This is a genomic window from Lactobacillus sp. JM1 (genome assembly GCF_009834385.1).
GTDB lineage: Bacteria > Bacillota > Bacilli > Lactobacillales > Lactobacillaceae > Lactobacillus > Lactobacillus paragasseri.
Map to the genome: position 1 here is coordinate 1,453,825 of NZ_CP044412.1, position 25,324 is coordinate 1,479,148.

The 25,324-nt window shown below is 33.8% G+C and carries 26 protein-coding genes and 1 pseudogene; 6 read left to right on the top strand and 21 right to left on the bottom strand.

The window, feature by feature from the left end; genetic code table 11:
* Positions 1-19: 19 nt before the first annotated feature.
* Positions 20-271: pseudogene (locus F3I00_RS07440) on the top strand (UTRA domain-containing protein); the annotation flags it as partial.
* A 75-nt stretch (positions 272-346) separates the two neighbouring features.
* Here F3I00_RS07440 and murC read toward each other — a convergent pair.
* The 13 genes from murC to F3I00_RS07505 all read right to left on the bottom strand — a co-directional run bounded on the left by murC (position 347) and on the right by F3I00_RS07505 (position 12,198).
* Positions 347-1,660: a UDP-N-acetylmuramate--L-alanine ligase gene (murC, locus tag F3I00_RS07445; RefSeq protein ID WP_020806763.1), complete on the bottom strand. Its 1,314-nt coding sequence runs from the start codon at positions 1,658-1,660 to the stop codon at positions 347-349.
* Positions 1,661-2,045: 385 nt separating this feature from the next.
* Positions 2,046-2,690, bottom strand: coding sequence for a copper homeostasis protein CutC (locus tag F3I00_RS07450; protein ID WP_020806764.1), 645 nt, complete (start codon positions 2,688-2,690; stop codon positions 2,046-2,048).
* Between the two features lie 3 nt (positions 2,691-2,693).
* Entirely contained in the window at positions 2,694-4,007 is a 1,314-nt protein-coding gene (locus F3I00_RS07455; RefSeq protein ID WP_020806765.1) for a PTS sugar transporter subunit IIC, read from the bottom strand.
* Between the two features lie 22 nt (positions 4,008-4,029).
* Positions 4,030-4,554 carry a GrdB-related putative oxidoreductase gene (locus F3I00_RS07460; RefSeq protein ID WP_020806766.1) on the bottom strand — a complete coding sequence of 175 codons (525 nt, stop codon included), beginning with the start codon at positions 4,552-4,554 and terminating at the stop codon, positions 4,030-4,032.
* Between the two features lie 14 nt (positions 4,555-4,568).
* Positions 4,569-5,522 (bottom strand): N(4)-(beta-N-acetylglucosaminyl)-L-asparaginase, encoded by a 954-nt coding sequence (locus tag F3I00_RS07465; protein WP_020806767.1) that lies wholly within the window; start codon positions 5,520-5,522, stop codon positions 4,569-4,571.
* Positions 5,523-5,538: 16 nt separating this feature from the next.
* Positions 5,539-6,855, bottom strand: a complete 1,317-nt coding sequence (locus F3I00_RS07470; protein ID WP_020806768.1) for a Sapep family Mn(2+)-dependent dipeptidase — start codon at positions 6,853-6,855, stop codon at positions 5,539-5,541.
* A 22-nt stretch (positions 6,856-6,877) separates the two neighbouring features.
* Positions 6,878-7,603 carry a GntR family transcriptional regulator, LSA1692 subfamily gene (locus F3I00_RS07475; RefSeq protein WP_024273082.1) on the bottom strand — a complete coding sequence of 242 codons (726 nt, stop codon included), beginning with the start codon at positions 7,601-7,603 and terminating at the stop codon, positions 6,878-6,880.
* Between the two features lie 183 nt (positions 7,604-7,786).
* Positions 7,787-8,434: a YtpR family tRNA-binding protein gene (ytpR, locus tag F3I00_RS07480; RefSeq protein WP_020806770.1), complete on the bottom strand. Its 648-nt coding sequence runs from the start codon at positions 8,432-8,434 to the stop codon at positions 7,787-7,789.
* Positions 8,435-8,458: 24 nt separating this feature from the next.
* Positions 8,459-8,779, bottom strand: a complete 321-nt coding sequence (locus F3I00_RS07485) for a thioredoxin family protein (RefSeq protein WP_003648332.1) — start codon at positions 8,777-8,779, stop codon at positions 8,459-8,461.
* Positions 8,780-8,991: 212 nt separating this feature from the next.
* Complete coding sequence (locus tag F3I00_RS07490; protein ID WP_020806771.1) at positions 8,992-9,549, bottom strand: hypothetical protein; 558 nt, start codon at positions 9,547-9,549, stop codon at positions 8,992-8,994.
* Positions 9,550-9,582: 33 nt separating this feature from the next.
* Positions 9,583-10,236 carry a tRNA (guanosine(46)-N7)-methyltransferase TrmB gene (gene trmB / locus F3I00_RS07495; protein ID WP_020806772.1) on the bottom strand — a complete coding sequence of 218 codons (654 nt, stop codon included), beginning with the start codon at positions 10,234-10,236 and terminating at the stop codon, positions 9,583-9,585.
* Between the two features lie 11 nt (positions 10,237-10,247).
* Positions 10,248-11,459: an ABC transporter permease gene (locus tag F3I00_RS07500; RefSeq protein ID WP_065169710.1), complete on the bottom strand. Its 1,212-nt coding sequence runs from the start codon at positions 11,457-11,459 to the stop codon at positions 10,248-10,250.
* The gene (locus tag F3I00_RS07505; protein ID WP_020806774.1) at positions 11,452-12,198 is read right to left on the bottom strand and encodes an ABC transporter ATP-binding protein; all 747 of its coding nucleotides are present in this window, start codon (positions 12,196-12,198) and stop codon (positions 11,452-11,454) included. Before F3I00_RS07505 ends, F3I00_RS07500 begins: the two co-directional genes overlap by 8 nt.
* 96 nt (positions 12,199-12,294) lie before the next feature.
* Here F3I00_RS07505 and F3I00_RS07510 point away from each other — a divergent pair, with 96 nt between their 5' ends.
* The 4 genes from F3I00_RS07510 to F3I00_RS07525 all read left to right on the top strand — a co-directional run bounded on the left by F3I00_RS07510 (position 12,295) and on the right by F3I00_RS07525 (position 14,669).
* Positions 12,295-12,729 (top strand): HIT family protein, encoded by a 435-nt coding sequence (locus F3I00_RS07510; RefSeq protein ID WP_020806775.1) that lies wholly within the window; start codon positions 12,295-12,297, stop codon positions 12,727-12,729.
* Between the two features lie 83 nt (positions 12,730-12,812).
* A complete protein-coding gene (locus F3I00_RS07515) occupies positions 12,813-13,301 on the top strand; it encodes a YtxH domain-containing protein (protein WP_020806776.1) in 489 nt (162 codons plus the stop codon).
* Positions 13,301-13,651: a YtxH domain-containing protein gene (locus tag F3I00_RS07520; protein ID WP_020806777.1), complete on the top strand. Its 351-nt coding sequence runs from the start codon at positions 13,301-13,303 to the stop codon at positions 13,649-13,651. The genes F3I00_RS07515 and F3I00_RS07520 overlap by 1 nt, the downstream gene beginning before the upstream one ends.
* A 121-nt stretch (positions 13,652-13,772) precedes the next feature.
* Positions 13,773-14,669, top strand: a complete 897-nt coding sequence (locus tag F3I00_RS07525; RefSeq protein WP_003648324.1) for a peptidylprolyl isomerase PrsA — start codon at positions 13,773-13,775, stop codon at positions 14,667-14,669.
* A 53-nt stretch (positions 14,670-14,722) separates the two neighbouring features.
* On the opposite strand, the gene F3I00_RS07530 is transcribed toward F3I00_RS07525, so the two are convergent.
* Genes F3I00_RS07530 through F3I00_RS07550 form a run of 5 tightly spaced genes read right to left on the bottom strand, consistent with a single transcriptional unit; the run spans position 14,723 to position 21,784 of the window.
* On the bottom strand, positions 14,723-15,700 hold the full coding sequence (locus F3I00_RS07530; protein ID WP_159311042.1) for a 3'-5' exoribonuclease YhaM family protein: 978 nt from the start codon (positions 15,698-15,700) through the stop codon (positions 14,723-14,725).
* Between the two features lie 2 nt (positions 15,701-15,702).
* Entirely contained in the window at positions 15,703-18,138 is a 2,436-nt protein-coding gene (locus tag F3I00_RS07535; protein ID WP_020806779.1) for an AAA family ATPase, read from the bottom strand.
* Positions 18,119-19,342 (bottom strand): DNA repair exonuclease, encoded by a 1,224-nt coding sequence (locus F3I00_RS07540; protein WP_020806780.1) that lies wholly within the window; start codon positions 19,340-19,342, stop codon positions 18,119-18,121. The genes F3I00_RS07535 and F3I00_RS07540 overlap by 20 nt, the downstream gene beginning before the upstream one ends.
* A 5-nt stretch (positions 19,343-19,347) precedes the next feature.
* Positions 19,348-19,701, bottom strand: coding sequence for a YlbF family regulator (locus F3I00_RS07545; protein WP_003646880.1), 354 nt, complete (start codon positions 19,699-19,701; stop codon positions 19,348-19,350).
* Between the two features lie 25 nt (positions 19,702-19,726).
* Complete coding sequence (locus F3I00_RS07550; protein WP_020806781.1) at positions 19,727-21,784, bottom strand: PBP1A family penicillin-binding protein; 2,058 nt, start codon at positions 21,782-21,784, stop codon at positions 19,727-19,729.
* A gap of 106 nt (positions 21,785-21,890) precedes the next feature.
* Between F3I00_RS07550 and F3I00_RS07555 the strand changes: the two genes are divergently transcribed.
* On the top strand, positions 21,891-22,739 hold the full coding sequence (locus F3I00_RS07555; RefSeq protein ID WP_020806782.1) for an RluA family pseudouridine synthase: 849 nt from the start codon (positions 21,891-21,893) through the stop codon (positions 22,737-22,739).
* Between the two features lie 627 nt (positions 22,740-23,366).
* On the opposite strand, the gene F3I00_RS07560 is transcribed toward F3I00_RS07555, so the two are convergent.
* The 3 genes from F3I00_RS07560 to F3I00_RS07570 form a co-directional block, all read right to left on the bottom strand.
* On the bottom strand, positions 23,367-23,771 hold the full coding sequence (locus tag F3I00_RS07560; protein WP_159311043.1) for a hypothetical protein: 405 nt from the start codon (positions 23,769-23,771) through the stop codon (positions 23,367-23,369).
* 1 nt (position 23,772) lies between these two features.
* Positions 23,773-24,132, bottom strand: a complete 360-nt coding sequence (locus tag F3I00_RS07565; RefSeq protein ID WP_159311044.1) for a hypothetical protein — start codon at positions 24,130-24,132, stop codon at positions 23,773-23,775.
* 247 nt (positions 24,133-24,379) lie between these two features.
* Positions 24,380-25,315: a GH25 family lysozyme gene (locus tag F3I00_RS07570; RefSeq protein WP_159311045.1), complete on the bottom strand. Its 936-nt coding sequence runs from the start codon at positions 25,313-25,315 to the stop codon at positions 24,380-24,382.
* Positions 25,316-25,324: the final 9 nt, after the last annotated feature.

The window sequence follows — 25,324 nt, forward strand, 5'->3', positions numbered from 1 at the left end:
ACTTGTCCCTGATTTAGAAAAAGTGAATTTTTCAACTGCTTCTTTATATACGGAACTTGAGAAACGAGACTTAGCTGTTACACATGTTGTAAGAAAATTAGAGGTAAAAACCGCTTCTTCCGAAATAGCCGAGGACTTGAATATTAAAGAAAATGCTCCTATCTTCTATTTCCATACTCATGGATATACAAATAAAGATCAATTGATTGAATATTCAATTGCTACTTACCGCGGCGATATGAATTCTTTTGTAATTGATCTTAAGCGCTAAATAACAAAAAGGATTGATATCTTGTTACAACAAGAATAATCAATCCTTTTTTCATATTTTAAAATCTTTATTTAATTAAAGTAATTTTTCATATGCATCTTCATATTTAGGAATGTCACCAGCACCCATAAATACAACAACTGCATTTTTATGCTTAGTTAAGTCAGCAATATTGTCTAAATCAATTACTTCTGAACCAGGAATATTGTTAACCAAATCTTGACTTGAAATATCACCGCTTGCTTCACGAGCAGAAGCATAAATTGGAGTGACGTAAGCCTTATCTACATCACGTAAGATCTCTTCAAAATCTTTTTGATATTTCTTAGTTCTTGAGAAAGTATGTGGTTGGAAGACAACAACTAATTCCTTATCTGGGAACTTTTGACGAGCGGCTTGGATAGTTGCACGCATTTCTGTTGGATGGTGAGCATAATCATCAATTACTGAAACATCGCCAAAGTCTTTTTCAGCAAATCTTCTCTTGGCACCCTTGAAAGTGAGCAATCCTTCCTTAATATCTTCCATTGGAACTTTTTCAGTATAGGCAACTGCAATTACAGCAGTAGTATTCAAAATACTGTGGTCACCAAATAAGTGAATTTCGAAACGGCCTAAGTCCTTACCATGAGCTAAAACATTGAATTTAGAACCAGTAGTAGTCTTTTCAATGTTTACTGCTTGGAAGTCATCAGTATCTTTAAAGCCATAAGTATACTTAGGAATATCCGTCTTTAAGCTTTGAAGACGCTTGTCATCTCCCCAAACAAAGAGAGCTTTCTTAGTTTGATCAGCAGCACTTTGAAAAGCACTAGTATAGTCGTCTTGATCTTTAAAGTAATCTGGGTGATCAAAATCTATGTTAGTCATAATTTGGTAATCAGGGTGATATGCCAAGAAATGGCGGCGGTACTCATCTGCCTCGTAAACAAAGAAACGGGAATCAGCAACACCCTTGCCTCGTCCATCTCCAATTAAGTATGAAGTAGGTGCTACTTCACCTAATACATGAGCTAAAAGACTAGTAGTTGAAGTCTTTCCGTGAGTACCAGATACACCAATTGAAGTGTGCATTTGCACTATTTCTTCAACAGTATCAGGATAGCTTTGCCATTCAACATTTTTATCTAAACAAGCTGCTACTTCTGGATTATCTTGTTTAAAAGCATTTCCCTTAACAATTACTTGTTCATCATTACTCTTAATATTTGCTGGGTCAAAATCTTTTACTTCAATACCGGCTTTTTCAAGTGGAACTTGTGTGAAAGTATACTTCTCAATATCTGAACCAGCAACGTTATAACCTAAGTCATGTAAAACTAAAGCTAATGAAGCCATGCCAGTTCCTTTAATTCCAATGAACCAAATTTGTTTATTTTTGTCTAACATATTATTAATATCTCCATTGTTTATGCCAAAATATTCGCTTTAATTCTACCATTTTTAACACAAAAAAAGAACATAACACGACGTTATGTTCTAATTCAGAAAGTAGTAAGCTCATCCATGTTTCCTACTTTCTTTAATTTTGTTAATTTCAACCAAATTAATTATATCGAACCCTAAAAATATTAAGCAACTTTGATCATCAATTCGCGCCAAAACCGTTTCTTACATCCTCACTATAACACTTTTTCTAATTAAATAACACAATAAAGATATTGAGCATACATGATTTTTGATTTATATATTCGTAGTTTTACTACTGTGCAAGACTATTAGCAAATAAAAACTGACATATAACTTATCAAAAGAAGTTTAAAATTACACTAGCCTAAATTTCACCTAATATTTTAGTACCATGAGCTTGAGTTACACCAACTTTTTCTATAACAGAATTTACATTTTTATCTGTTATGCCACCACCAGGTAAGATCTCGATTTTTCCCTCAGCCTGTTTATTTAATTTTTTTAAATTTTCAAGACAATCAGTAATTGAACGATCTAATGACCCACCATGAGTAAGAACACGTGCAACCTTGTTTTTAGATAACCATTCCAAGGCTTCTTTCTGCTTTGAAGCTGTTAATTCATCAAAAGCCATATGCATTACAACTTCTAAATTTCCAGCATGGGCAGTTGTAATAAGCTTTTTCATTTCAATTTTATCTAGCTGTTTATTATTAGTTAAGCACCCAAAAGCTATACCGTCTGCTTTGAGTAAACTACACATTTGAATATCACTATTCATGATTTCTAACTCATCAGCAGTGTAAACAAAGTTTCCGCTACGTGGCCTAATCATTACAATTACTGGCACATTATACTTATGAGCATACTCCACTGTCTTTTTAATTACACCAAATGATGGTGTGGTCCCTCCATTAGCTAAGTCATTATTTAATTCTATTCGTTCAGCTCCTCGCTCAATCATTAATGGCACATTAGTAAAATTCTCAACACATACTTCTTTAAGCATTTGTTATACCTCACTAAAGTCAATATCTAGGTCTTTCTCAGCAGCAGCTTTTTCTTCTTTAAGATATTGTTTATCTAGCATTTTCACAAATGGATAATAAATTAAAATATTTAAAATAATCTCTACAATTTGTAACGCAGATCCTGTCCAGCTTCCTGTTGACAACCATCCGGAAATAATTGGTGGAGTAGTCCAAGGTAATTGAACACCATTTGTCCAAGCTACCCATCCCAATTTCATTACAATTCCTGAAATCAATGTATTTAAAACTGGACATAAAATAAACGGAATAACTATAACAGGGTTTAAGACTACTGGTAAACCAAAAATAACAGGTTCATTAATACCAAAAACTCCAGGCAAAATTGCCAACTTACCTAACTCAAGCAACCTTTTTGATTTACAAATTGCAAATACAACAATTAATAAAGCAAGTGTACTACCACCGCCGCCATAGGTTGTAAATAAATCAATAAAAGGTTGAGTATAGATATGTGGTAATGGAGCATGATTTTGAAATGCCTTCAAATTATCTTGCGTTGAGACAAAGAATATAGGTTGCCATACTGAATTGGTAATTGAAGGTCCATTAATACCAAAGAACCAAAAGAAACTTGCTAAGAAATTGTATAGCAAAACTGATGGTAAAGAAATACCCACATGCTTCAATGGTGTCTGTAAAATCGTGTAAATAAAGCTATACGCTGTATGAAAACTAGTTAAAGAGAATAGAATTCTTATTAGAAAGAAGAAAACAACGACTAATGCACTTGGAATCAAAGCATCAAACGATTTAGTAACTGCAGGGGGAACACCATCTGGCACCTTAATAGTCCAATTACGTTTTATTGCAAATCTGTAAATTTCGACAGATATTAAGGCAATAATAATTCCTAAAAAAATACCATTAGGCCCTAAAAACTGAGTTTCAACTGCAGAAACAGTTTTCTTTCCTAAAACAACAGAAGTAGGTGTCAAAATTAGAAATGATATAAATGAAACCATCCCTGCTTGAATGGGATCCAGTCCTCTATTCTTACCATATGCATATGCAATTGCAATTGCTGATAAGATTCCCGTAAAGCTAAATACGGAATTAGATACAGCACTAAACCAATCAGAAAATTGCGGCCCACATAATTTAATCCAAAATTCAGACCAGCCTGGAATCGGAAAATTACCAATAAGTAAAAATATAGAAGTAACTATGATCAAAGGAGTAATAATTAAGAAGCCATCACGCAATGACATTAAAACGACATTATTTCCTAGCTTCGAGGCAACTGGCATCAGCACCTTTTCAAATTTCTTTTGCATTTTAAAGCCTCCAACTGAAAAACTAATAGCAGCAACTTCCCTTAAACTTTGAAATATCTTCTTTATTTGTTAGAATTTGACAACCCTTAGCCAAATTATCTAAGGATTCAGCAAGACCAGTACCACCTTTTTTAGGCATCTTAACAATCGGAAATCTGTCTTTATATTTTTCAATAAGTTCTTGATTCTTTTCCTTTGCGACAGCTCCAATTACTGGAATACTAGTGTTTTCTGTAATTGCAACTCCAATTTCTACCGCCATTTCAGCAAAATCATGATAATCAAATGTTGGCCCCACGATAACTACATCAGCCTTCATTTTTTCAGCCATTTTTGAAAATTTTCTCTGTACAATGTCTTTATTTTGTTGATAATATTTCGGCCCACAGTAGAATGTACCAATAATCTCTCCGTGCACAGCCTCTAAAGCTTTCTCAACATTATCAGCACTTCCCATTGCAATCTTCTTACCGCCTAGTGGTGTATCGCTTCTTTCATCTCCGCCTAACCCAGCTTGAATCTGATCAAGAATAATAATAGTTTTCATAATATATCACCTTCCTACTCTATAGGTGCATGAATCCTTTTTTCGTAAGCATCAAGCCATTCCTGGCTAACAGGTTCAATTTTAGTCTTCATATTATCTATTGGGTTGGCCATCAAAATTACAGGTTTTTGTTTATCAGTTGCAACACAGAATGTAAATTCAACGTTAGTAGCTACTCCCCATTCTCCCTTATTATTCATTGCAACTAATGAAAATTCTCCAGCTTTACCATAGCGCTTCTTTAGGTCTTCTATAAATGGATAAACTGCATGATCACAAGCATCTTGTGGTAATTCACCATCCCGCATTCTCCTAACAATTTCATATGATAAACAGCCTTTCATAATATCTTCTCCAAGACCTGTTGCCGCAGCGCCACCAACTTTACTGTCAACATAAAAACCTGAGCCAGATAATGGAGAATCACCCACACGACCATCTTTTTTCATAAATAAACCTGACGTTGAAGTTGCAGCTGCCATTGAATTATTTTTATCTAAAGTAATGGCACCTACAGTATCATGCCCATCATATGGATTCAAATTCTGCTGTTCGATTTCTTTACACCGCTTTTGCCAGCGCTTTTTAGCACGTTTTGTTAACATATTTGTCATTTCAAATCCATGCAAACTAGCAAACTTAGTTGATCCTTTACCGACTCTGAAGCTATTACAATGTTCATGACTCAAAGCCCGAGCGACAGATACAGCATGCATTACATTTTCAATTGCACCAACCGCTCCTTGAGCTAGCGTATCTCCATTCATGAAAGCGGCATCCATTTGTACAATACCCTCTTCGTTTGGAAGACCTCCATAGCCAACTGACTTATAATACGGATATGCTTCAACTGTATTAATTAATTTTTCGACTGCATCTCCAGCAGTACCATTTTCTTCTAAAATTGTACTGGCCTTTTCGACTCCTTCATTTGCCATTCGCCAAGTTGCAATTGTTCCCCATGACATAGCAAATACTTCCTCTCTATTCTAAAGAACCTAATCTTTCTAAGCTTCTCATATATATTTTGATACTTAGTAATAGATCATCTAAATCCATCCATTCATTTTCTTTATGTGCTATTCCCTTTTGTCCTGGAAAAGATGGTCCAAAGGCAATGATATTTGGCATTACTCGAGCATAAGTGGCACCTGTTGTTGTAACTGGTGTGCCATCAAGTCCAGTAACTTTTTCATATACTTCAGATAGAATTTGGATAAATTTAGAATTTTTATCGTGCATTACGCTTGGAATACTACGTATAACCTTAATATTACTGTCTACTGGAATATTATTTTTGATCCCTGCTGTAATTTGCTTCTCTTGATATGACACTGGATAACGAATAGCTATTTCTATTCGCATGCCATTATTTTCAATATTTAAACCAGTAGGAGTCATAATTAATTTTCCAGAATCATTATCGTGAAATGCAATTCCTAGGCCTTCTCCATAATGCTTTTGATGGAGGGCTTTAACAATCCATTTAAAATAATTATTCAATTGACCAGAAACTAAGTTTTCATCAACTATTTTTTTAGCTAAATATGTTATTGCATTCTTTCCCATTTCCGGAGCATTACTTGGAACTCTTATACCATGACTCTCAACCTTTTTGTTTTTAATTTCTATACTTAATTCATCAGGAACATGATCTTTTGACATATCCCCTTGCAAATTTTTGATTTGGCTTAAACTTCCATCTAAAATCGGCGTAAAAATAGAATAGTTGACAATTCCACGTTCTCCATATACTACTGGATATTTACAATCAGCTGTCCAGCCAAAAATAGGTGGTTTTTCCTTTTCTAGATATAAAGGCACATCTTTAGAACCATTTTCCTCATCTGATCCAAAAACTAACCGAATCGTTCTTTTTGGTCTATATCCTAAATCTTTAAGAATTTTCATAGCCCATAATGTTGCTAATGCAGGCCCTTTATTATCTAATATTCCTCTACCATACAATCGGCCATTCTCATCGGATAAATCCCACGGATTAAACTTCCATTTGTCACCCACTGGCACTACATCTAAGTGATCAATGATACCGATATAATTTTCATCGTCATCTCCCCATTGCGCATATGCCATCGCATTATTAACAACTTTTGCTTTAAATCCACATCTTTCAATAATTGGAACTATAGTTTCTAATGCTTTTTTAGGTCCTTTACCAAATGGCGCATCTTTTTCTGAACTACCTTTAACGCTTGGAATCTGCATAATTGTTCGTAAGTTTTCTAAAAATGCCTTTTCATTTGTACTTATAGCTTCGTTGATTTTTTCTTCTGCTATCATTGTCTTAACCCTTAAAACTAAACTATCTCAACCTAGTCAGCGTTGACTTAAATGAATATTTATCAGCTCGATAGAATGATGTATCAAAGAAAATTGGAATTGCATCTGGCGTATAAGTTATCGTCTTAACTTTAAATATTGGTTGCTGTCCTTTAATGTTCAAATATTTAGAAATTTCATCAGTAACCATAATTGCTTCAATTTCTTGATGTGCATAACCAATTTCGATGTTTTCATTTAAAATCTTAAACAAAGATTGTTCAAAATCAGTTAATGTCTTATTTTTTATATATTCATCACAAATAAGAATTTTTTCGAGAGTCATCGGATCATTATCCCAATAACGTATTCTTTTTAACTCAAAAACTTGTTTATCTAATCTATCGTCCAACGCTAATATTTCACTAATTCTTTTGCTCGGATTTCTAATAGGAACAAATTTTAATACTTTAGTGTGCGCAGTTTTTCCATGTTCTCTAGCAACTTCAGTAAAACTCTGTAATCCTCCCCTACCAGACTCAATTTTTGAATTTCTTTCAGCACCTAGCATTACATATGTGCCTTTACCCGGATCTTTTACTAAAATTTTGGCATTTATTAAACGACTAATTGCTTTTCTAATAGTCAGACGTGAAACATTAAATTCTTGCGCTAATTGATATTCAGAAGGGAGTCGTTGACGGCTGGTATATGTTTCATTTCTAATTCTTTCTCTGATTATTTTTACTATCTCTTCAACTTTTGTCATCATTTTCACCAGCTCTTCCTTATTTAAGGTTCTTTTCATAGTATATACTATGCTGTATATTCATAGATGTAAACGCTTTAACAAAAAATCTCACTAAAAATATTAATTAATTCTTAGTGAGATTAAAAAAAGGAGCCCATTAACATTAATGAGCTCCCTTTATATAAAAAATATTAAAATCTATTACAAACTAATTTGACCACTAGCTAATAATTCATCGCATTTAGTTGGTTCAAATTCGTCACCAGCATTAAAGTCATCAGGAACAACCATAATACCACGTTTTTGAGGAGCATGAGCTAATCCTAATTCACGTGCTGAACAAATCATACCGTATGAATCAACCCCGCGAAGTTCACCAGGCCAAATTTGTTGACCATTTGGCATCAAAGTACCTGGAAGTGCAACAACTACCTTTTGACCTTGAGCAATATTTGGTGCACCACAAACAATTTGGTGTTCTTCACCATTTCCAACATCAACAGTAGTTACATGCAAGTGATCAGAATCTGGATGTGGTTCACAAGACTTAACATAGCCATAAACAAGAGTTGGTTTACCAATTTCTAATTTAGTATCAAAACCAGCTTCAGCTAATTTTTTATTCAAAGCATCAACTAAATCTTGTGTTGGTTTAATTTCACCATTTGGTAACTTATCATAATCTAAAAAGCTACTTACGTTAAAGAAATTAAATCCAATAACTTCACCATCTTCATTTTCAACTCGCGTAACTTGATCCTTTTCTGTAAACTTACTACGACCCTTATCTTGGTCAAGAATTACAATCAAAGTATCAGGATAACTTGTTTTATTGGTAGAAACAATCATTTCTAGTAAATTTCCTTTCCTAGACTATTTGAGAGAGTTAAGGAAGTTTTCTACTTCTTCTTTAGTCTTTCTGTCCTTATTTACTAGTCTACCAATTTCTTTGCCATCTTGGTAGACAACAAAGCTAGGAATTCCAAAGATATTTAATTCTTTTGCTACATCGACTGAACCATCACGATCAACCTTATAGAATTTTGCATCAGAATTGTCTTTTTCAATTTGTGGTAAAAATGGATCTAAAAAGCGGCAATCTGGGCACCATGCAGCTGAAAATAATAGTACTACCTTGCCATTCTTTGTAATTTCTTTTAATTTTTCAGAAGTTAATTCTTTGATTTCTTCCATCCGTTTCACTCTTTTCTTACTTTTTATAAGTTATGTTTATTTTACAACCTTTTATTTTAAAAATCTAGTCCAAGATCTTTCAGTTAATTTTAAAAACGGACTACAATAAAAGGCAAAAAAGAAGGTAGTACATAATGCAAGAGATTAGAAAAGATACTGATAATTGGATGAAAAAAGTGTCTAAGAAAATTATTTTTCCTAGACACTTTTTATTATTTATAAAGAGCAATTATTTTTTCTAATTCTTTGTTAGAAATTAGCTTTAAGCTTTTCACAAATTCTGTAGCTTGTTCTAAGGAACTGCCATTATTCATTTGGTTCTCGAAAATAACTTTAGCAGAATCTATTTTTCCTTGTTCTAGCCCTTGTCTTAATCCCTGTTTAATACCCTCCTGTTTTCCTTCTGCCCTACCTTGTTTTATACCATGCTGCATTCCTTGTTCATATCCTGCTTTTCCAGCAGCTTGTTCACGTTCTAGCATTCTTGTTTCGTAAAGCATGATCTTTTCCCTCATTTCCGGATCTTCGTTAATTTCTTTAATTCTTCTTTGCGCGTAATCGAAATGTTTATTTAAATTCACAGGCTCATTGTTCATCAGCTTCGCCAAGGCTTTTAAATCTTCGCTCTGACCCTCAGCTGAAACTTGTGAATTAATGATAATCTTTGTCACGCCATCCTGCAATTGTTTTGATTCGTTCTGAGCAGAATAATCGAGTAGGCCATCCAAATGTTTATTACGCATTCTAAGGACATTTTTTGGAGAAAACAAAAAATGCCTCCCAAAACGAGAAGCATTTTCAACTTATTCAAAATGTGCATGCAGACAATAAATCGGATTTCCTTTTGCTGCAAATTTATGTTCATACTCAGTCTCAACATTTCTTTCGAAAATTTCATTTTCTGCATGATGTAAATCTAAACTGACATAGTCAAATTTCATCCCATAATTGTTAAGACTTACCAAACTGTACTCAAATAATCCTTGATTATCTGTCTTAAATTCTAAATGTCCTTTTGGCTTTAATATCTGTCGATACTTGTCTAAAAAGCTCTTATAAGTCAATCTCCGCTTCTCATGACGCGTCTTTGGCCATGGATCGGAAAAGTTCAAGTAAACAACATCTACACTATTTTCGGGTAAATACATTGCTATATTAGCTGCATCAGCACACATTAATTGTAAATTATCGATCTTTTCTTCTAGTTTAGTTCTTAAAATCATCCCTGCAGCTGTTGTTTGAAGCTCCACGCCAATAAAGTTCATTTCAGGATGTTTCTTAGCTAAAGTAGTAATGAATCGTCCCTTACCTGAGCCAATTTCAATTGCCAAAGGTTTAGAAAAGTCATCAAATCTCTCTTCCCAGTTAATTTTCTTTTCTGGATCTGGCTCATTCAAAATAGCTTCTGGATGTTCAACTACCAATTTTTGAGCCCAAGGCTTATTTCTTAATCTCATTTTTTCACAACCTAATATCTAACTTTTTTAAATAACTGTTCAATTTTACTTGGTAAATAGAAATATAGCAACAAGAATGTCAAAGCTAGCAAACCAATAATGCCACCAACTGCTTCTAATTTTTGCGGAGAAAAAATAATTATTGCTAAACTGATTAATCCCCATTCAAGTAGCATTCCTTTTTGCAAAACTTTTCTTAGTGCTTCTCCTCTTGAGGTCAGCGGAATTGGCATTACATGATACATCATATTATGTTCATAAACGGTTCCTAGAGGAATCAGCTGATAAAGCGTTAAGAAAATAATCAAAGCACCACTAGCAATTGCCCAGCGTGCATCTTGCAAACAAGCAATTAATAAAATTGAAAAGAGCACCATTCTAATCAATAAATTGCTATATTCTGGATCCCTTAATAACACTCTTTGATAAATAAAAGTATTCGGTGTCTGATCTTCAGTTTTAATTAAGAAGTCTAAATACTTTCTTCTAGCGATTCGAACTTTCTTATCTGGTACATCAGTAAACATACTGTAGAAATTATTTAGTAAGTCAACTCGTCTTTCTTCATAGTCTAAAGCTTTGTACCAGTCAAACATTTTACCACGTGGTAAATAATCCACTCCAATCCAACCTGCAATTGCTAAATTCGAATAAATAATTGGATTTGGATAATATCCTAAAAAAGATAAATAGAGTATTAAAAAGTTAATCCCTAAAAAAAGCCAAGTATTGTAGTAATCATGCTTATTAAAATAAAAACTTCTGACAATCAACTTAAATTGTAAGTCTTTACTTGCAATCAATCCTATTACTATAAATACAAGGTCGCCAACTGAAAAACCAGCCCTCATTGTCGCAAACGGCAATAAAATACCTGATACCAAAATAATTAAAACTACCGGCAGAATCATATTATGCATATATAATGGCTTAAAATATTTCTTCATTTCATCATCTTGATTGAAAAGGAAATGTTCATCAGCCCTATCAAATAAAGTCGCAAAATGACCAATTCCTAAAGTTGTAGTCCAAATCAAGGCTAAAAGCGGCTTATAAAACCAAAGATTATTCGGCCACTTCTTAATATTCTGCGCATACCAAAACATTAAAGCTCCAAATAGGAAAATTAGAGCTAAAATAAAAAAGTCATTAAAAACCAAAGTTAGATAGTGCATTTGCTTTTTAAAGTTTTTATTGAGTCTGTTTTTAATTAAATCAGTCATGCTTCTTCACCGTTTTCTGATTTAAAATTTGATACAAACGATCAAATGAATCACTAGGCTTTAAGCCATAAAACTGCCTAATTTCAGTTAAACTACCTTCAGTTTCAATTGTGCCATTATTGAGTACCGCAAATGTTTGCACAGCTTCTTGAGCTTCAGCTAGAACATGAGTAGTCATTAAAACCATTTTCTGATCAGCAACAGCTTTTTTAACTAGATCAATAAAGTTAGCTACAGCTAAAGGATCAAGACCCGTAAAGGGCTCGTCAATTACTAACAAGTCTGCATTTGCTAAAAAACTGGTTACAATCATTACTTTTTGCTTCATTCCTTTAGAAAAGTTAATTGGCAACCAATCAAGTTTATTTTCCAGACGAAACATCTTACATAATTCTTTTGCTCTTACCCATGCTTGATCATGATCTAAACCATAAGTAAGCATCACTAACTCAAGGTGCTCTTTCAAAGTTAATTCTGGATATAAAATTGGCGTTTCTGGAATATAAGCAACCATCTTTTTAAATTCAGCAGGATTTTCAGTTAAGCTGATACCATTTAAAGTAATCTTGCCTTTTTGCATTCTTAGTAATCCCAGCAGGTGCTTAATCGTCGTTGATTTACCGGCACCATTTAGTCCAATTAAACCAACAGCTTGACTAGGTTCAATCGTTAAATTTACATTTTTAATGACATTAATTCCAGAGTAGCCCCCGGTTAAATTCTCAATTTTAAGTGTCATTACTTTTTCCTCTCTACTGCAATAAGATACATATTTATGATAGCATGAACATAAGTTAAACTAAATTTTCTTTTCATTAAGAAAGGGGTCTTATTCATGACAGAATTAGAAAAGGATTGTTTATTTTGTAAAATTATTAGAGGAGAAATTCCTTCTTACACAGTTTTTGAAAATGATGACGTCAAAGCTTTTCTTGATATTTCTCAAGTAACTAAAGGACATACTCTAATTATTCCTAAAAAGCACTTGGTTAACCTCTTTGACTACAGTCAAGAAGACGCTGCTCGCTTTTTACAATATATTCCAGTTGTTGCACAAGCAATTAAAAAGTCTGATCCGACTATTAAAGGATTAAATGTTGAAGTAAATAATGGTGAAATTGCAGGACAAGTTGTTATGCATTCCCACATTCACTTAATTCCACGTAGAAGTGAAAATGATCCAATCTCTACTCCTCATGTAAACAATGCAGATCAATATTCAGAAGCAGACTACCAAGCAGTTGCAAACGCTATCAAAAACAATCTATAATATCAGTAATTTTTCCTTTAATGCGGTACAATAAAGATGGTTATTAAGTTAAAAATTATTGAATAGATAAAGAGGTATACATTATGTCTGGATTTTTATTAGGAATTCTTACTGGTACAGTTGCAGGTGGCTTATTATCATACGCCAAGAATCCATTAAGCGGCAATTCAATTAGAAGCGATGTAAAGGATTCTGCAGATAACTTCAATGATTCAGTTCACCGCGTTAAAACAATTTACGATGAATTAGAAGAAAAGAGAATGGAACAACCAGAAGAAGAAAAGTCTGAAGACACTGACGCAACTGAAAGCCCAGTTGAAGAGGAAAAAGTTGAAGTTTCAGATCGTCCTTCACTTAAAGATAAGGCTCATGATTTAGTTGATGCCTTCTCTGCAGCATCATTCAAGGCTGTCGATCATGATCGCGTTTTTGCCGCAGTTAAGAACAAATTAAATGAAGCAAACGAAGATCTTGAAGACGTAAACGACGATATTAAAGATGCTACTCAAGATGAAGAAAAAGTAGACAGCAATTCTGGCGCAAGCGAAGAAGAACATAAGGAAGAAAATTAATGAAATTTTTTGGAATTGGCTTAGGATTAGGTAGTTTAGCAGGATTAGGAATTTCTCTTCTTCCTAATCCACAAACTGGACATAAAGTTAAAGATGATGTTCGTCTATTTTTAAATGATACTAAAAATGACGCTACTTCATTAGCCACTAGCACAAAACAAGCCAAAAGTGCTGCTGACCAGTTGATAAATGACTTACCACAAGCTGAAAAATCAGTTAAAGACATTCAAAACAGCTTAACTAATTTTCAAAGTTCAATTAAACCAGAAGTAGATCAAATGAAAGAAAACGTTTCTACACTAACCAAGGAAGCAGAATCTACAATTAATGGAATCAAAAATGAACTTTAATCTTAAGATTTATTAGTCTTTTTTATAAATATCAAGAAAACTCTTATTGTCCATTGGGATAATAAGAGTTTTTATGTTATATTTGAACTTGTAATTAAGCAAAGGATGTGCAAATTAATTTATGAAAAAAACATGGAAAAAAGCAGCTACTGTTTTAGCTTTTGCAGGAATTGCCTTAAGTGCTACTGCTTGTTCTGGCGGTAAAGCTGTCGTTACTTATAAGGGCGGTAAAATTACCGAGTCACAATACTACAACAAGATGAAAGAATCTCAAGCAGGTCAATCTACCCTTGCCAGCATGATTGTTTCTGATGCCCTAGAAAGTCAATACGGCAAAGACGTTACTCAAAAACAAGTTGATAAAGAATACAACAAGTACAAGAAACAATATGGTAGTCAATTTGACTCAGTTCTTGAACAAAATGGAATGACTGCTTCAACTTTTAAGGATAACTTGAAGACTAATCTTTTGACTGAAGCTGCTTTAAAGCACATCAAGAAGATTACTCCAGCTCAAGAAAAGAAAGCTTGGAAGAATTATCAACCAGAAGTTACTGTGCAACACATTCTTGTTTCAAAGAAGAGTACTGCCGAAGATATCATTAAACAATTAAAAGATGGTGGCGACTTTAAGAAGTTAGCTAAGAAGTATTCTACTGATACTGCAACTAAGAATGATGCCGGTAAGTTACCTGCATTCGATTCAACTGATTCCACTTTAGATTCTAGCTTCAAGACTGCTGCATTTAAGCTTAAGACTGGTGAAATCACTACTACTCCAGTTAAGACTCAATACGGCTATCACGTAATTAAGATGATTAAGCACCCTGCTAAAGGTACTCTCAAAGAACACAAGAAGCAAATTGATAACCAAATTTATCAATCAATGTCTGAAGACCAAAGCGTTATGAGAAGTGTAATTGCTACTGTTCTTAAACGTGCTGATGTTTCTATCAAAGACAAAGACTTAAAGAACGTTCTTTCCCAATACGTTTCATCAGATAGCCTTTCAAAATAAAACTTTTATTCACTAAAAATACCGAGATCAATTTTTACGATCTCGGTATTTTTTTATTCTAGTTTTGGTGCTTGATCTAAAGCCTCGTCATTTTTAGGACGGTAAAATCTACGATTATCTTGTGACTTAATTGTTTCAGTGAATTCTCCTGGTTTAGTTTGCTGCAAAGCATTAGTAATTGCATAAACTGTAGCATCTAAATCATCGATCTTATGCAAAACTTCAGCTTCTAAAACTACCGGTCTGTGAGCGGCTCCATATTCTGGCAATCCATGATGTGATAAAACTAAATGTCTCAAAAGCATTAAGTCCTCACTATGTTCATCAATTTTTAGTTCATGTGCTGCTAGCATAATTTGTTCATCAATTAAAACTAAGTGACCAATCAAATTTCCTTCAGTAGTGTATTTAGTAGCAACAGGACCAGATAATTCAATCACCTTTCCCATATCATGCAAAATACACCCAGCATAAAGGAGCGAACGATTAATTTGTGGATAAGTATTAGCAATTCCTTCGACATCCCTTAACATTGAAACAGTATGAAATGCTAACCCATTTCTAACAGCATGATGGTTAGACTTACCTGCTGGATATGAAAAGAATTGCTTATTCCACTTTTTAAGCAAGTAACGCACAATTCGATTCCAAGTTGGATTCAAAATTTCAAAAACACGTTTATTAATTTCTTCTTCAAGATCTTTTTGCTTAATTGGAGCAGAATGAACAAATTGATTTAAGTCATATCCTTCATTTGGTCCTACTACTCTTAGGTCATAAATTCTTATCTGCGGACGATCCTGATACTCTTCTCTTTTTCCGCTCAATTCAACAATAGTGCCTGGGCTAAAAGTATCAGCATCTTGCTGACTAGCATTCCAGAGATTTCCCCTAATTGTGCCGCTTGAATCGCTAAATTGTAAAACTAAATATTGTTTACCATTTTTACTAGTGCGAAGACTTGAATCTTTTAATAGCAAAACCAAATCCATATCTTCGCCATCATTATAATCAAGTAACCTTTTTATCATGATTATTCCTTTTCTATCATTATTGGCTTCATCTCAAGACTAGTTACTAAATCTTGACGTGCTGTAAAAATCAAAACTTGCGTCTTCTTAGCCAATTCTTTTAATAATTCAACAATATAATTTGTTCTTTGGGCATCAAAGTTTACAAAGGCATCATCAATTAGAATTGGTAACGCGATCTTATCAGCAACTTGTTCAACGAAAGCTAATTTCAAAGCGAAGTACAACTGCTCACTAGTTCCACGCGAAAGATATTCAACTTCAATTTTTTTGCTGTCTGCCCGCTTAACTTTAAGTTTTTTATCTAACTCAATGTCTATATATCTACCACCAGTTAGTAACTTAAAGTACTTTTTAGCATCTTCAAGCATCTTAGGAAAACGCTCATTTGAAGCTAAGTCTAACCCTCGTGCAATCCAGTTACTAGTCAACAGATTTGCTAGATATTCTTTAACATTTTCATTTAACGATGATTCAAGATCAGCTAGCTTTTGCTTTTCTGCGAAATACTTATCTGAGTTTGCTAAAACATTCATTTGATTCTCAAGCTTAGCATTTTCAGCATGTAAATTGTTAATTTGATCTTGCTTATGAGTAATTTGTTCTTCTAATTGAGCTTTATTTTCTGTCAATGCATCTGGATCTTGAGCGATCTTTTCTAACTGAGCTAGATCAGCTTGGAGATCATTTTGCAATGCTGCGATTTTCATCTTCAACTGTTCTTGCTCTTCTGCTTTTTTCTTCAAATCTGTAAATTCAGCAAAGTTAGCAACTTTATTTGCTGCAAACAGCTTAGAAAGCTTAATCTTGTTTTTAGCCAGTTGATTCTTTTTATCTTGTAATTGAATTGTTAAATCACTTAAGTGCTGCTTAGCTAAATTACTTTGATCAAGTACTTTTTGCAGTGAATTTAATTGACTCACAATCTCAGAAAAAGTTTGTATTTTTTTCTGAGTAAGAGGATATAACTTTTGAACAAAAGCTTGAACCTTTTCATTTAAAGATTTTTGCTCTTGATCTAATTGGATTAACAATTGCTTCTTAGACTCAATTTGAACTACTTCATTCCATAAGCTATTTAAATCAACTGTATTTGGATTAAGACCATACTTTTCAATAAATGCTTGTTCTCTTTGACCAGCTTGAGCATTCTTTTGTCTTGTCCAAACAAATAAACCAAGGCCACCTAAAGCAATCATCACTCCTAAAAAGCGAACAAATAAGTTACTGATTGCAATTGCGCTAAAAATTCCCGCAACTAACAAGATTAATGACACAATCGCTGGTAAATTATTAGCTTCTTGTTTTTGGCTATTTAAAGCTTGATAATCAGACTTTATTTGACCTCTTGCTTCACTAGGCAACTTACTTAATTTAACAGCTTCTGGTTGAAATTGGTCATAAGACTGTAAATCTTTCTTAGCTGCTTCAATTTGTCTTTGCAAGTCTTTGCTTTCACTCTCCCAATGAAGAACTTCTGCCTTATAATCAACCAAAGCTTGAATCTTCTCTTTATTAGATAGTTCACTACTTGTCTTAATTTCTTGTAGTTGCCTATTCAAATTATCAACATCATTAGTTAAGTCCGCAATTTTACTCCGAATAGCCTGAGCTTTTTCGTAACTTTCTTTAGAAAAAGAGAGCGGTTTTAATTTGCGTTTTAGTTCTTGATATTGTTTAAAATTGGTTAATTTTTGCATCAAAAGACTAATTTTTTGTTCTTGCTCATTTAGCTTAACTAACTCAGTCTGAACTTTTTTTAAATTTTCTTTTTCTACAATTAGTTTCTTTTCAAGTTCACGATAATCTTTAAATTCATTATCTGTTTGAGCCAAAACTTCTTTTTGCTCTTGAATCTGATTAATTAACTGGTTAACTACAGGTTTACGACCGCTCTTTTTAAAAAGCTTTTGCGCATTATTTGAAAATTCATCCCTTAAATCGAGCAATTTATGACTTTGCGAAGCTCCTAAAAAATAAATCTGTTCCATCAACTCTGCTTGAGATAGACCAGTTACTTCACGCATCATATCTTGGTTGAAAATAAAGCTATCAGTGTAAAAACTACCATCAATATTTTGAATTCGATCAAAAAATACGCTTTCTGGTACGACTTCATCATTTAAATTGACAGTCAAAACACCCTTTTTAGGATCGCCTTTAGCATATAAGCGACTTAAAACAAAAACATCATTTTTATCTTCAAAGGTCAAACTACCACCCATCGGACTTACATGATCTAGGGGTTGATAATTCTCAAAGAAGGGTGATTTATTATTTCTCAAGTGAAAGCCAAATAAAACCTGCTTAACAAAAGCAACTGTTGTACTTTTACCCGCTTCATTTGCACCTAAAAAGATTGTTAAATCTTTGTTCAAATTAAAAGTTACATCATTTAATTTTCCAAAGTGAATAATTTTAATTTGGGTTAGTTTCATCATCCATATCCTTTAACTTTTGTCCCAATTTAACTTGTGCTAATTCTTTTACTTCGTCAATAAATTCTGGCTGTTTCAACAGATCAGCAACATAATCGCTCTTTTTGCTTAAATCATTAGCTAAAGAATAAATCTTATCTAGTTCAAAAGTTTCATTCTCTGCTTGATCAAAAGCTTCTTTATCAGCCGTCTTAAGTTGAAGTTTTTCATTATTGGTCAAATAAACTTTCACAAGTCGCGAATTAAATTTTAAAGAATTAGCAAGCTGAAGCCAATAATCACTATCATTAATTAATTCTAGCTCTTGTTCACTTAAGTATTGGGCACCTTGAATTGTCAGACCAAATAAAGTTTGCTGCGTATTATTTTTAGTTAAAACTTCAATTATTTGCTTTGTTAAGTCTGTTTGAGAAATTGCTTGATCTAAATTCAAAGTCACCATTTGCCAGATAATTGGGGCTGTTTCAACAAAATCAAGGTTTATTTCTTTGGTGGATTCATCTACTGTACCGATATAAACACCCTTAGCTCCCTGCTCATTAATGTGTCTACCTTGTAAATTACCACTATAAACAATTAGTGGCTTCTCACTCAAAGTCTGACGCAAATGAATATGCCCCAAGGCAAAGTAATTATAATTTAGGTCTTTAATTTCTGCAGTTGTAAATGGAGCGTAGACATTTTGATAAGTTGCTGTTGTCTTAGCCCCAGCATGCATCAAACCAATAGTAAAATTGTCGCCCCTTTTTGGAAATTCGCTAATTTTGTCAACTTCAATATGGTTATGTTGATAAGAAAAGCCAGTGACTGTATAAGGAAACTCAGACTTAGTCTTAAAGTCTGCGGTTTCTACCTGTTCATCAGGACCTAAAAGCTTAAAATACGACGTTTGTGGCAAAATCATTTCGTCTGGATTTAAATAATCGTGATTTCCCAAAATCATCACAACTTGTATTTCTTGATCAGTAAGTCTTTTAACTTCACGATTAAAGAACAACTGACTTTGCGGACTTGGATGAACTGAATCAAAAGTATCACCCGCAATTAAAACTAAATCTACCTTTTGATCTAGTGCTGTATCTATTGCTTTACTAAACGACTTTTGGGTTGATTGCTTAATATTATTAAACTCATTAGATGGCAAAAAAGATAGTCCTTGAAAAGGACTATCTAAATGCGCATCGGCTAAATGCATAAATTTCATATTAACTATTTTGCCTTTAAATCATCGTATAAATCACCAATTGGCTTAGTCATAGCTTGTTGAACATCATTAATCATTTGGAAGAGAGCTTGTTCCTTAGTAATCATGTCCTTTAATTCGTCGTTATTACGAACTTCTTCATTAATCTTTTGATATTCTTTCTTAACATCGTCAGAAAGTGGTTGACCTGAATTTTGAGCAGCCAAGATTTGTTGTTGAAGCTTATCCATTCTTTGGTATAAGTCTAAACTTTCTGGCTTGTTCTTCAAATTTTCAAGAGATTTCTTTAAATCCTTAAATTGTTCAGTTTCTTGTAAGTCCTTTGCCATTTGGTTGGCATTATCATAAATATTAACCATTTTTATAATTAAATCTCCTTTATTTTTACTGACCTAAAAGTCCTTTAAGATTATTATACCATTCGTTAAACTTAGACCCAGTATCATTGATTCCTTTTTGTACTTGTTTTCCAATATTACCAAGCCAGTCCGAATTTGCACCTGTATCTTGAGAAATTTGTTGAGCGCTCTTTTCTTTAAATTGCGTTTGCGAAGTATATGGAAGCAGGCGTTCTAACTCAGACTTATAAAGGTGCGTAATTCCTGTTTCAGAAATTCCTTCCATATAGTGATTTTGATCCGTCTTATCAAAACCAACCCAAGTTGACAAAACAACATCTGGAGTATAACCAACAATCCATTGATCCTTAGTACCAAAACCATAACTATCTGGCACTTCTGTAGATCCAGTTTTACCAGCTACTCTAAAGTTTGCTGGCTGTGCTGATCTACCAGTACCAGAAGTGAAAACACCTAAGAGCATAGAGGTCATCTCTTTAGCTGTATTAGTAGAAATAATTCGATGACTGCCAGGATTTTTATTTTGAGCAATTACATTTCCGCTAGCATCTGTAATTTTAGTAATGCAGTAAGACTGATTTGGTAAGTTTCCTTCATTAGCAAAAGCACTGTAAGCTCTCGCCATCTGCATTGGAGAAACTCCTGTCGACAAACCACCTAAAGCTAAGGCCAAGTTTTGGTCGCTCTTATTAACATGAATGCCGAAGTTTTCAACAGATTGAACACCCTTGCTGACACCAATTTTGTCTAATAGCCAAACAGCTGGAACATTTTTACTTTGTGCTAAAGCCTCATACATTGGGATCTTATTTGAGTATTGATTATCAACGTTCTTTGGCTCATAACCATTTTTGCCAAATTTTTGTAATTTATTAGAAAGCTCCGAATCGTAGTGATAGCCACTTTGAAGGGCTGGCGAGTAAACGGCCAGTGGCTTCATCGTTGAACCAGGCTGACGCTTCATCTGCGTGGCACGATTATAGCCTCGAAAGACATGTTGACCTCTTCCGCCAACTATTGCCCGAACGGCTCCCGTCTTTGGATCCATCGCAACGCTTGCTCCCTGAACTTTAGTTCCATCGCTTGCATTTGATGGGAAATTCCAGCTTTCTTCAAAGCTATCTTGCAAAGCACTCTGATAACCTGTATCAAGAGTGGTGTAAATCTTTAAGCCCTTGTTCATTACATCTTCTTCTTTTAAACCATAACGATCAATTGCTTCATCCACAACTGCGTCAAAGAAGTAAGGATAGCGATAACCATCTTCTTGAGAAAATGTATCTTCTAAAGTTAATGTCGTCTTTTTGGCATTATCAGCTTGAGTTTCTGAGATCTTCCCTGTATCAGCCATCAAGCCCAGAACCACATTGCGCCGTGAAATTGCATTATCCATATGGTCAATTGGATTATAATAGCTTGGACTTCTCAGCATCCCGGCAATGGTAGCTGCTTCACCTACAGTTACATCACTTGCATTTTTACCAAAATACCGCCTTGCAGCATCTTGAACTCCCCAAACACCATTACCAAAATAAGCGTTGTTTAAGTACATCGTTAGAATATCTTTTTTAGAGTAAACACGATTAATTTCAATTGCAAAAAAGAGCTCTTCTAACTTTCTAGAAAAAGTCTGCTTTTGTGTTAATAAAGCATTCTTAGCTAATTGCTGCGTTAGTGTTGAACCACCACCAACAATACCATGGTGAATTACACTGCTTATGGCTGCTCTAGCCATTCCCTTAACACTGAAGCCGGGATTTTTATAAAAAGTTCGGTCTTCTGTCGCAATAACGGCATCCTGAATATAAGGTGAAATCTGACTTAATTCTACAAAAGAACCTTTTTGCGAATAAAGTGACCCCGCCTTTTGATTTTTATTGTCATAAATAGTAGTTGTAGTAGAAAGAGCTGCCTTCATGTTAGAGATGTTTGAAGTTTTTACCTTAACGGTATAATAAGTACAAACAAACAAACAACCCGACAGCAATATTAAAATTAACCAACGCCAAATTTGAAAGCGGTGGTTGAAGTTTTTAATCGCTAAATGTACGCGATGCCAAAACTCATGATTTTGGGAATGCATAAAATTAAAACTCCCTTTTCGTCAATAAACCTAATATGACGATTTTAGCATATCTTTATTTGAAAAATAGTATTTTAAAAGTTAAAAATTAGATAAGGTGGAAAAGATGACCACATACCATTATTTTCTTACATATCCTGCAAATTTAGGACCAATAAGCGTTGACGAATTAATGCGGAAATTATTAATTCCAAGAAAATGGCGTCATTTTTTACGTACTGAAAATCAGATTTTAATTAATGGACATTACTTACCACTTAATTTCTTAGTAAAAGCTGGTGACAAGATTGATATTTATCTAGATCATGTCGAAAGTGAACAACAAACTTACACCGCTAGTGGAAGTTTACCTGAAGTTGTATATGAAGATTCAGATATTCTAGTAATTGATAAACCTGCTGGGCAAAAAACACACCCGAATTTAAATGAAAAAAACACTGCATTAAATGATTGTGCTACTTACCTAGGCTACAGTCCCTTTATTGTTCACCGCCTTGATATGCTTACAAATGGCTTATTATTAGTGGCTAAAAATCCTGTCGTTGTTCCCATCTTAAACCGGCAATTAACTAATAAAACCTTGCACCGAGAATATTTAGCATGGGTTTCTAAATCAAATCAATTAAAACAAAGTGGAACAATTTCTTTGCCCATTGGACATGATCCTAATGATCAAAGAAAGAGAATGGTACGATCCGATGGTCAAAAGGCTATTACTCATTATGAAATAGTTAAAGAATGTGAAAATAAGGCACTAGTAAAACTTATTCTAGAAACGGGACGCACACACCAAATTAGAGTTCATTTAGCAGCACTTAACGCCCCTATTATTGGTGATCCGCTGTACAATCCTAATTATCAAAAAGGAGAGGGTTTACAACTAACTGCTTATCAACTTACTTTTATGAGGCCTTTTAAGTTTGAAAGTAAAACTGTTAAATTGAAACAAAAATAAAAGAGATACGCAAAATGCATATCTCTTTTTTCATGTGCCTCAAACAGGAGATAACTATGTTTTTATCGACTTTTATTTGCTTTTCTTCCTATATATAATGAAAAAATATTCATATTCATTTGTATACTATTTTACTTTTGGCGGTCATTTTAGCGGTCAAAGGCTTTTTTTTGCAATTTTTGTCCAAGTCACATAGATACTTTCTTTTAAGCAACTGATTAATTTGATGATTTTTCCGAAAAGTAACTTATTTTTATAGAAAAATAGAGCTACCAAAAGGCAGCTCTCGTAAAGTAATTGAACATACCGAGGTATGCAATACAATTATATCAAAAAAAGCCACCGAAGTGGCTTTTCAATGCATAAAACGGAAAAATGACAAAAATAATTATATATCGTCAATTAGTAGTTTTATACATGGTTGTTAGATCAATGTGTTACCTTGCGATAACACATTCATATTATATCATGGTTATCAAAAAAGATCACTATAGATTATCTCTACAGTGATCTTCAAACTTTATCAATCTTAAACAACGCGGTCTAAAACTACTAACTAAACTCAAAAGAATTAAACCACTTGATTTACTATTATAATATATTTTTTAGAAACAAAAATCAACTGTATTAATCTATATTCCTAAAAATTTCAAAGCAAGCAACAGGATCACTAGTTATAATCGTTTCAATGCTATTGATTATTCTAAGACTAGAATTATCATTTCTATACAGCTGTCGCCAATCATTAAACATGCTATGCAGCTTACTTTGTAACTCCTTAACATCATTTTGCGTCATATTATCTTGTATTTCAGCAATATCAAATGATTGGGCTAATAGGTTGATCCGCTTCCAACTTGCTCTATCTAGCTTAGACAGTTCTGCTCTATAGTTAACCAAGGATTGATAGGGTATTTTTGTTAAAAGACTGAGATTTTTCAAGCTTGTATTTTTGTCAGCAATTATTGTCTTAGCCTTATCTAGCTCACTTCCACCTTTATCTCGCCAATTTTTCAAGTGATATATAGCCATACTACTTAACTCTTACAATTCTTCTAGCATTGTTAATTTCGTTATCAGAAACGTTAAGGCGTTTCTTGCTTACTTGATAAGCTTTACTATACTTTTTGCCAAACAATACTTGCATACTATCTAAGATATTTGGTTGATTACTATTTTTTTCAATTTCTTTTTTCATTTTATCGCTAAAATCATGCGGTTGAACTCTTATAAGTTCTCCCTTCTTGTTATAGTACACTGCATAATCCTTATAATCTTCCTTGCTATCAGGGTAAGGGAATCTTAATTCATCAAGTTCAGTGTTAGTTAACTCATCATATTTTTTAAGTAAATAAACTGGTTGACCATTTTTAGCTTTTTCAATAATCTTCATTTTAAATACCTCTTTTTTCTTTTGCTTAATTACCTTACACTTATATAATACCGCACCTATATACTCTGTAAAGTATTTTTATACTTTTTACATTATTTTTGACACAAAAAAAGCCACTCCAGAGAAAATTAATTATCCAGAGTGGCTTTTAAAACATGTTTTAATTCGTTTCCTTAATACTGATAAGTTCAGAAACTTCAAAGGAACTTATCAAGCCTCACTCGGCTGATATAAAAATTATACCATACTATTTAAACGTACCCCATGGATCGTTACCTTGACGACAAACTAAGAAACCTGGTTCTCCGTCAGCTCTTGGTTGTCTAATCCAGACATAACCACCATGGCGACTGTAAGCATCGTATTTAACACAATCACCCTTGGTTACTGTACCAATGATATCACTAGTGGTTCTAGCACCATAGCGAATGTTAATGGTTCCGTTTGGATAGAACTTGCCTTCTTCCTTGTACCAAGTATCGCCAATATCATCAACCCAAGATTGTGGTGTTGATTGCTTAATAGTTGGTTTAGATGGTTGGGCTACTGGCTTACCGTCAGTCTTAAGGTCAATTAGAGAGATGTTTCCGTCAACGTTTAAACCACGCCAATTATCGGTAAATTGCCAGATTGCTACTCCGTCCATTGATGGAAAGTAACCAAAGTCTGGTTTACTTACTGCACCAGATACAGGATAAGACGCTACCCATAAGCAGTTGGGATATTTTGCTAATACTTTACCAGTATCAATCTTGGACTTAAACAACGCAGCACCTGAGTATAACAATGGTTGATAGCCAGCATTTACGATCGTGTCTAAGAAAGCTAGGATTGCAGTAGTATTATCACCAGCATTTCCGCCAGTTTCATTACCACTACCTTGTTCATAGTCTAATGCTAAGTAGGAACCTGCATTAAGTCCAACTGCTTTAGCTGAGTTAACTGCATAGTTAGCCTCTTGAACGGCTACGTTACTATTGCTACTAAATCTTCCATAGTGATAAGCCATTGGCAACATACCACTATCCTTTGCGGTAGATACTTGACTGCCAGCCTTAGGATTACGATAATCTAAACCTTCCGATACTTTGACAATTGCAAACTTAGCGCCAGAATAATTAGCTACATTACTATCTTGATAGCTAGATACGTCTACACCGTAATTTCTTTTTGCTACTTCCATATATGTTAC